The organism is Pseudomonas sp. IT-P395 (assembly GCF_949767675.1).
Lineage (GTDB): Bacteria > Pseudomonadota > Gammaproteobacteria > Pseudomonadales > Pseudomonadaceae > Aquipseudomonas.
In genome coordinates, this window is sequence record NZ_CATKPW010000016.1 from 89,663 (window position 1) to 95,876 (window position 6,214).

Sequence of the window (6,214 nt, forward strand, 5' to 3'; positions counted from 1 at the left end):
GGACGAACGAATTTATGAAAATAACAAAGAGTCTGTTCCACGCCGGTGTTCTGGGCCTGTCGCTGCTGGCGACCGGCGTCATGGCCGCCGTGCCTGCTGCCGAAGCCGACAAACTGGGCAAGAGCCTGACGCCGATGGGCGCCGAAATGGCCGGTAACGCCGACGGTTCGATCCCGGCGTGGAAGCCGCTGCCGAAGAACGCCGGCTCGGTCGATAGCAAGGGGTTCCTGTCCAACCCATACGCCAGTGAGCAACCGCTGTTCACCATCACCGCGAAAGACGTCGACAAGTACAAGGACAAACTGGCGCCAGGTCAGTACGCGATGTTCAAGCGCTACCCTGAAACCTTCAAGATGCCGGTCTATCCGTCCCATCGCGGTGCGACCGTGCCGGATGACGTATTCGCCGCCATCAAGAAAAACGCCACCACCACCAACCTGGTGTCCGGCGGCAACGGTCTGGAAAACTTCGATACCGCGGTGCCTTTCCCGATTCCGAAAACCGGTGTGGAAGTCATCTGGAACCACATCACCCGCTATCGCGGCGGCAGCGTGACCCGTCTGGTGACCCAGGCCACGCCGCAACCTAACGGCTCGTACAGCCTGGTGTACTTCCAGGATCAGTTCGTGTTCCGCGACAAAATGAAGGACTACGATCCGGCGAATCCGGGCAACATCCTGTTCTACTTCAAGCAGAAAGTGACCGCGCCGGCGCGTCTGGCCGGTGGTGTGCTGCTGGTGCACGAAACCCTTGACCAGGTAAAAGAGCCACGTTCGGCGTGGGTCTATAACGCCGGTCAGCGCCGTGTCCGTCGTGCGCCACAAGTGTCCTATGACGGCCCGGGTACTGCGGCGGATGGCCTGCGGACTTCCGACAACCTCGACATGTTCAACGGTGCACCGGATCGCTACGACTGGAAACTCGAAGGCAAGAAAGAAATGTACATCGCCTCCGACAGCTACAAGCTCGACGATCCGAAGCTGAAGTACGCCGACATCATCAAGGCCGGCCACATCAACCAGGACCTGGCGCGTTACGAGCTGCGTCGCGTCTGGCACGTGGTTGCCACCCTGAAGGAAGGTCAGCGCCACATCTACGCCAAGCGTGACTTCTACATCGATGAAGACACCTGGCAGGCTGCGGTGATCGACCACTACGACGGTCGTGGCCAACTGTGGCGCGTCGCTGAAGCACACGCCGAGAACTACTACGACAAGCAAGTGCCGTGGTATGCCCTGGAAACCCTTTACGACCTGCAGTCCGGCCGCTATCTGGCACTGGGCATGAAGAACGAAGAGAAGAGTGCCTATGACTTCGGCTTCACCGCTACCACCAGCGACTTCACCCCGGCCGCCCTGCGTCAGGATGGTGTCCGCTAACCCGTTGTAACCCGAGGCCGCATCCTCGTGAAAACGCCCCGACTGGTTCGGGGCGTTTTTTTGCTTTTGTAGGGGGGGAGCCACAGGAGGGTGTAGCCTTTTTGTAGCCATTTGTAGCAGCAACCTTCATAACCGGTTCGTTTAAGGCTAGTCTGCGGACATCTGCAACGCCGCCAACAGCAATTCGAACAAGAGCCGGCCATGACTGATCTGTCCCCACTTCCGGGTCCCGCAAGCGTTGCCGTCGCGGCACTGGACGGGCGTTTTTTTCGCCCGCCATTACCCGACGGCTACGTGTTGCGACCACGCCTTTGCGAGCGCCTGCAGGCCGGGCTCGGTGGGCGGCTGTTGCTGGTCAGCGCCCCCGCCGGGTTCGGCAAGAGTTCGCTGGCGGTGGAGTTCTGTCAGAGTCTGCCGGCGCACTGGCAAAGCCTCTGGCTGGGCCTGAGTCCTCGCGACAATGACCCCGGTCGCTTTCTCGAACGTTTGCTCGAAGGTTTGCAGGACTATTTTCCGCAACTGGGCAGTCGCGCACTCGGCCTGCTGAAAATGCGCCAACGCCATCAGCCCTTTGCCTTTGAAGAATGGCTCGACGGCCTGCTTGATGAGCTGGCGCTGCACCTCGATCCTGCTGCGCCGTTGCTGCTGGTGCTCGACGATTACCATCTCGCGCAAGGTCCGGTGCTTGATCGTTGCCTGCAGTTTTTCCTTAATCATCTGCCTGATGGCTTGCTGGTGATGGTCACCAGTCGCCAGCGCCCGGACTGGCATCTGGCGCGCTTGCGTCTGTCGCGGCAGTTGCTGGAGTTGCATGAGCAGGATCTGCGCCTGACCCATGACGAAGCGCTGACCTTGCTTGATCGTCATAGCAGTTCGCTGCGCGGCGAAGCGCTGGAAAACCTTATTCAGCGCAGCGAAGGCTGGGTCGCCGGTTTGCGTTTCTGGTTGCTGGCGGTGTCCGAAGCGGGCAGCGATGCGGCGCTGCCACAAGCACTGAACGGCGGGGAAGGGCTGATCCGCGATTATCTGCTGGAAGAAGTCATCGATTGCCTGCCAGCCGAAGTGCAGGCGTTCCTCTATGAAACCGCACCGCAAGAGCGTTTTTGCAGTGAGTTGTGCGATGCCGTTCGTGAGGCCCACGACAGCGCCGAGATTCTGCGTTTCCTGTTGGCGCATCAGGTCTTTCTGGTACCGCTGGATGAGCATGGGCACTGGTATCGTTATCACCATTTATTCTCTGATTTATTGCGCAGCCGGCCGATCGCTCGGGCGATGGTGCCGACGGCCACGCTGCACCTGCGCGCCTGTCGCTGGTTCAACGCACAGGGGCTGCTGGATGAAGCGGTTGAACAGGCGTTGCGCGCCGGTCACCTCGATGTCGCCGCGAACCTGGTGCAGAACCTCTCGGAGGAGCAACTGCTGGCCGAGCAAAACGTCGGCATGCTGCTGCGCTGGAAAATGGATTTGCCCGACAGCCTGCTGATCAGCACGCCGCGGCTGATCGTTCTCTACAGTTGGGCGCTGGGGCTGGCCTGCCAGCTCGATGCCGCCGAAGAGTTGTCCAGCCACTTGAGCCGCTTCCTGCCGGCACCTTCCGCCACCGCGCAAAAATCGATGCTGGCGCAATGGCTGGCGTTGAGCGGGATCATCGCTCGGGGGCGTGGGCATCGTGAGCTGACGCTCAGATACTGCAGCGAAGCCCTGGAAAGTCTGCCGGCCAAACGTTATGGCCAGCGGCTGATGTGCTTATCGACCCTGTCCAATCTGGCCATTGCCGACGGCGATCTGTGGCGCGCCCGCGGCCTTAACCGAGAGTCGCTGGAGTTGGCGCAGCGCGTCGGCAATCCGTTGTTCGAAGCGCTGGCGCACTACGATCGTGCGCGGGTGTTGCAGGCTCGCGGCGAAATCCTGCGTGCTCTCGATGAAGTCCATCAGGGGCTGGAACGGTTGCGCGGCCTGTCGCCACAACGTTTGTATGCGGTGCGCGCGCGGCTGACCCTGTACGAGGGTTTTCTGTTGGCGATGCGCTTGCAGCCTCAGACCGCACGCGTGCGCTTGTTGGCCGGGATCGGCGAGGCACGGGCCTGTCGCGACATCAGCGTATTGATTGGCCATTGCGTGATCGCGCGTCTGGATGGCAGCAGCGGCGAGTTCGCCAAGGCCTTTGCCGAGCTCGCCGAAGCCGAACGCCTGATGCACATCTGGGACGTGCCGCCGATCTACTATCTGGCAATGATCACGCTGGTCAAATGTGAGTTGTGGCTGGCGCAGGGCCGCACCGATCTGGCCGAGGCGTGGCTTGCGCGGTTGGGCCAGACCTACACCGGCGAGCGCGCCGCTGCGCCGCCGGAGTTTCACCCCCAACTGCCATTGCACGTGGAGCTGCAACAAGCGCTGCTCGACATGACGCGCGGCCAGCCGATGCTCGCCGAAGGGCGGCTGGACGTGCTGCACGAAAACGGTCAGCAAACCGGGCGCCAGTTACTCAGCGTGATGGCGTTGACGCAAAAGGTGGCGTTGCTACTGGCGGGCGGGCGCGAGCCGGAAGCACGCAAGACGTTGAGCCAGGCGCTGGAGCTGGCGGCCGGCGGGGTGTTGCAGCCATTCGATGGATTGGCCAGGGAGCACACGGACTGGTTGCGTGGGCAATTGCTGGCGTTCCCCGGACTGGCAGGCCAGCAATTGCTCGAGCATCTACCGCCAGCGCCGCCCCGGCAGATGCCGGAGTCCACGGTCACCGAACAGCTCAGCAGTCGCGAACTGGCCGTACTGCGGTTGATTGCCCAGGGTTGTTCGAACCAGGAAATCAGCGAGCAATTGTTCATTTCGCTGCACACCGTGAAAACCCACGCCAGTCATATCAACAGCAAGCTGGGGGTTGAGCGGCGGACGCAGGCAGTGGCGCGGGCCAAAGAGTTGGGCCTGTTGGCCTAGGAAATAAAAAACGTGGACAAAAAAAACACCCCGCGATGGCGGGGTGTTTTCATTTTTCAGCTTCGAATGTTTCAGGCAGCTAAGGGATCAGACGATGACGTCGTTCGCACTGAGCGAGTTGACGCCCACCACTTGCACTTCGAAGTGCCCCCCAGCGTCTGCGCTCAGGTTGCCCGACAGGACGTTATCTGCAAAACGCAGTTGCCCCAGCCCGGTGAATTCATTGGAGCCAATGAACGTCAAGTGTTGGTAGCCGAGGGTCATCGGGTCAATGTCGAATTTGGAGAAATCGATTTTGTCCCCTTCCAGAGCGTTGAAATCGGCAATGACGTTCTGCGAGGAGCTTGTTCCGAATTCCTTTCCGAGATTGATCATGTTAGTGATGGCAAAGGTGTCAGCCCCGGTACCGCCCGTCAACGTGCTATGTCCCCACCCACCGTACAGTGTGTCGTTTCCTTCCCCACCGAACAGTTTGTCGGTTCCGCCATTGCCGCCGAGTACGTTGTTGCCGGCGTTCCCCGTCAGAATGTTATCGAGGTTGTTGCCCCACATTGTCAGGTCTGCGCTGCCGAGCAGGGTGCCGTCCTCGACGTAATCCGAAAGGTTGTAGTCGACCGAAGTGCGGATCAGGTCGTGACCGCCATTCTGGAACTCGAAGATGAGGTCATTGACGTTATCCACAATAAAGATATCGTCGCCACCCTCGCCAATCATGCGATCAGCGCCGAGACCGCCCGACAGGATGTTGTTGCCATCGTTGCCGTGCAAGACGTTTTCCAGGGCATTACCTGTCAGATTCAGGTTGGCACTGCCAATCATCTGACCATCTTCGACGTTGTCCGCCAGTGTGTAGTCGATGCTGGTGTTGACGGTATCAATCCCCTCATCCGCGAGTTCAACGATAACGTCGTTGATGTTATCCACGTTGTAGACGTCATGCCCGGCTCCACCAATCATGGTGTCTGCGCCTAGCCCGCCATCGATGTAGTTGGTGGCGGAGTTGCCTGTGATGGTGTTGTCCAGCGCATTGCCGGTGAGTGCACCCCACGTGTCGCCAAACATCGTCAAGTCTTCGACATTGGCGCCGAGGGTGTAGCTGATACTGGTTCTGACCAGATCATGCCCTTCGCCGATCTGCTCGATCACGACATCGTTGATGTTATCCACAACGTAGGTGTCGTTGCCGGCGCCACCGATCATGGTGTCGGCTCCCATGCCGCCGTCGAGAATGTTGTTGCCGATGTTGCCGGTGATACGGTTGTTGACCGCGTTGCCGGTGCCGTTGAGGTTGGCGCTGCCGATCAGGATCAGGTTTTCGACGTTGGCGCCGAGGGTGTAGTCGATGCTCGCGAACACGCGGTCGAGTGCGGTCAGCGAGGCGTCGGTTTCGGTCACCACATCACCGACGTTGTCGACGTAGTAGGTATCAACGCCGTCGCCACCGATCATGGTGTCGGCGCCGAGGCCGCCGTCGAGGGTGTCGTCACCGGCGCCGCCGCTGAGGGTGTTGTTCATGGCGTTGCCGGTGAGCACGTTGTTCAGGCTGTTGCCGGTGCCGTTGATGGCGTTGCCGGTCAGCACCAGATTTTCCAGGTTGGCGCCCAGTGTCCAGTCAACCGACGCGCGGACGGTGTCGATTTCGTTCGCCAGGGTGCTGGTCTCGGTGATGATGTCGCCAGCGTTGTCGACGACATAAGTGTCGTTGCCCAAGCCGCCAATCAGCGTGTCGATGCCGGCGCCGCCGTCGAGAATGTTGTCACCGGCGTTACCGGTCATACGGTTGCTGACCGCGTTGCCGGTGCCGTTGAGGTTGCCATTGCCGGTGAGGATCAGGTTTTCGACGTTGGCGCCGAGGGTGTAGTCGATGGAGGCGAACACGCGGTCGAGCGCGGTCAGCGAGG

3 protein-coding genes are annotated in these 6,214 nt (G+C 60.5%); 2 read left to right on the forward strand and 1 reads right to left on the reverse strand.

The annotated features are described in order from the left end of the window. The first annotated feature begins 14 nt into the window (after positions 1-14). Positions 15-1,379, forward strand: a complete 1,365-nt coding sequence (locus ACM6IN_RS14400) for a DUF1329 domain-containing protein (protein WP_007912796.1) — start codon at positions 15-17, stop codon at positions 1,377-1,379. Positions 1,380-1,580: 201 nt separating this feature from the next. Then, on the forward strand, positions 1,581-4,313 hold the full coding sequence (locus ACM6IN_RS14405; RefSeq protein WP_414916243.1) for a LuxR C-terminal-related transcriptional regulator: 2,733 nt from the start codon (positions 1,581-1,583) through the stop codon (positions 4,311-4,313). 87 nt (positions 4,314-4,400) lie between these two features. Here ACM6IN_RS14405 and ACM6IN_RS14410 read toward each other — a convergent pair. Next, positions 4,401-6,214 (reverse strand): calcium-binding protein (locus tag ACM6IN_RS14410; RefSeq protein ID WP_414916244.1); only part of this gene is annotated, 1,814 nt, incomplete at its 5' end.

Coding starts and splice junctions, on each gene's coding strand:
- ACM6IN_RS14400 (WP_007912796.1), top strand. CDS start 15: ATGAAAATAACAAAGAGTCTGTTCCACGCCGGTGTTCTGGGCCTGTCG.
- ACM6IN_RS14405 (WP_414916243.1), top strand. CDS start 1,581: ATGACTGATCTGTCCCCACTTCCGGGTCCCGCAAGCGTTGCCGTCGCG.